This window comes from Porphyromonas uenonis 60-3 (assembly GCF_000174775.1).
GTDB lineage: Bacteria > Bacteroidota > Bacteroidia > Bacteroidales > Porphyromonadaceae > Porphyromonas > Porphyromonas uenonis_A.
The window spans coordinates 1-2,088 of record NZ_ACLR01000104.1; the positions used below are offsets into that span (position 1 = coordinate 1).

A 2,088-nucleotide genomic window follows, 5' to 3' on the forward strand; every position below is an offset into this window, starting at 1 on the left:
TGAAATGAAACTTCGGAAGAAGCGAAAGTAACTTTATAAACATCTCGTTTATAGGGTACTACGAATTTCGTGAAACATCGTGTAGCCAAATTGTAGCCAAACAGGCACTTTCAAAGACCTCGGTGGAAGGAGGTAGGAACTATCTCTTCATCACAGTGGCAAATATACGACTTATTTTCCATATAGACAAGAGAATAGATGGCTAATTTCTCTTTTACGGATAGAAATTAGCTAGAAAAACTTGGTAGTGTCAGAGTTTTTTGTTATCTTTGTAGTAGAGATGAAGCAGACAATCTTAATCGTAAGAGGTTAAGGAACAGCAATCTAGATAACCAACAAACCAAAAATAGAGATATGAATACGACAAAGAAATGGAGCCTAGTAGCAGTGCTATGTGGGCTAATGGTAGCAACTCTTCTAACCGCTTGTGGGGGCGGTATGCGCAATGAGCCCAATCCAAGCAAGGGCTATGAAACAGATATAGAAGGGGAGCCTTCAACCTCTATTGAACAAATACTTACGCTTAAAGCGGATAGACCAGTTCTTCTCAGTTATTTGGGCTTTGGCTTTTTTGATGCGTATATAAATGGGGAAAAGAAAGATTCTAGTTTCAGTGGAAGCTTAGACTTGCAACCAAACTTAGAAACAACAATTCACTTCAAAGCTCTTCCAAACTCATTCAACCCAAAGAATCTAGATGCGCTAAAACTGGAGGTTGAATTCACACTACGTGCTAAGGAACCGTTCGCCATAGACCCAGAATTAGACAATCAGCCCAATCCGCTAAAGCCGACGACAACAGTTGTATCATTTACTTGGCAGGAAAAAATAAACGGAGAAGTCACGAGACAGGAAAGCCAAACAGTCAAGCTATACGATCCTGACAATAACGCAGAGTATAGGAGCAAAGAGTACAAGACAGGAATAAAATAAACTATAAAACCTGCAAGGCAAGCAGAGCTAGCAAGTATAAACCAAACACGGGCAGTAGATTCTACTGCCCGTGTTTGGTGTTTTGTCAAAAAAAGGAGAGGTCTACTCAAAGGGAGTAAAGAAGTCCGAGAAGCTATCCCAAAACGACTTTTCAGCCATACCCAAGAGTTGCAATATATGAATAGGACGATCAGAATAAGGTGAGCGCATCATACCAAGCGTGAGAAAGAGAGGTTTGCGGTCTTTGCGATCATAGTCAGGCAGACTAGGATCAGAGATACTAACATTCGGTAGGATAACAACAATAAAGCCATCGGACGTGCCGTGGGCAATAGAGCGCTTAAGAGCAGCATAATCGGATTTAACACCCATACCCTTAGCCTTGTCTCGTGTAGCCCAAAGAATAAAGTTCTTAGGACTACCATAGACCGTTCCATCTAGCGGAGTTACCAGTGGGACAAAAGTTCCACCGTTTTTTTTCTGAATCCCACTGCGTAAGACGAAAATAAAACGCAGATCCCTTGTGATGGCTGTAAGTCAATTTGACGATCATACGTGAGGGAACGTAAGTGGTCTTGTCGGAAGAATACTGCTTGCCATTTATGATGATAGACTTGGTGACACCAGTCTCAGGGAGTCCCTTGACGGGCAGGTCAGAGGCTGGTACAACAAAGCAACCATTCTTGTCTGTTTGGTATCTCTTGTCAGGTATACGGGGTAAGCCACTAATAGTCGCAAAGGGCACTGGTACAGAATCTGGAGAGAGGCATTGATAGAGACAAGCTCCATCTTCTATACGCACACCATTGGCGACAACTTTTCGTTTCTCATTTGTTGTTGGGTCAGTATAAGTCACCTCGGGAGACTTACTAATGAGTAACACTTCGTACTTACCTTGCTTTTTTAGAGCTGGCACAAGCACCCCGTCAGGATATTGGGGTACCACAGGAGCTTGGGGTGCAGGAACAGGCGTTTTCACCCCATCAATGTAGTAGTAACCATCTACGATAGTTACTACGGGCTTATGATTAGGCTTAATTGCTATACCTGTGTCCGCACCATTGATATAGTAGTTGCCGTTCTCGCCTTGCGCTACATCGCCAATCGGAGGAATCTGACTGTCGTCAGGAGAGGGCGTATTGCCCCCTCTGACTG

Annotated in this window: 3 protein-coding genes; 1 reads left to right on the top strand and 2 read right to left on the bottom strand. The window is 43.3% G+C overall.

Translation table 11 applies throughout. From position 1 onward, the window contains the following. Window positions 1-354 precede the first annotated feature (354 nt). On the top strand, window positions 355-933 hold the full coding sequence (locus PORUE0001_RS02690) for a hypothetical protein (RefSeq protein WP_007364937.1): 579 nt from the start codon (window positions 355-357) through the stop codon (window positions 931-933). A gap of 102 nt (window positions 934-1,035) precedes the next feature. On the opposite strand, the gene PORUE0001_RS02695 is transcribed toward PORUE0001_RS02690, so the two are convergent. Next, the gene (locus PORUE0001_RS02695) at window positions 1,036-1,305 is read right to left on the bottom strand and encodes a hypothetical protein (RefSeq protein ID WP_007364936.1); all 270 of its coding nucleotides are present in this window, start codon (window positions 1,303-1,305) and stop codon (window positions 1,036-1,038) included. A gap of 46 nt (window positions 1,306-1,351) precedes the next feature. Next, a partial coding sequence (locus tag PORUE0001_RS02700) for a hypothetical protein (RefSeq protein ID WP_007364935.1) occupies window positions 1,352-2,088 on the bottom strand: 737 nt, incomplete at its 5' end.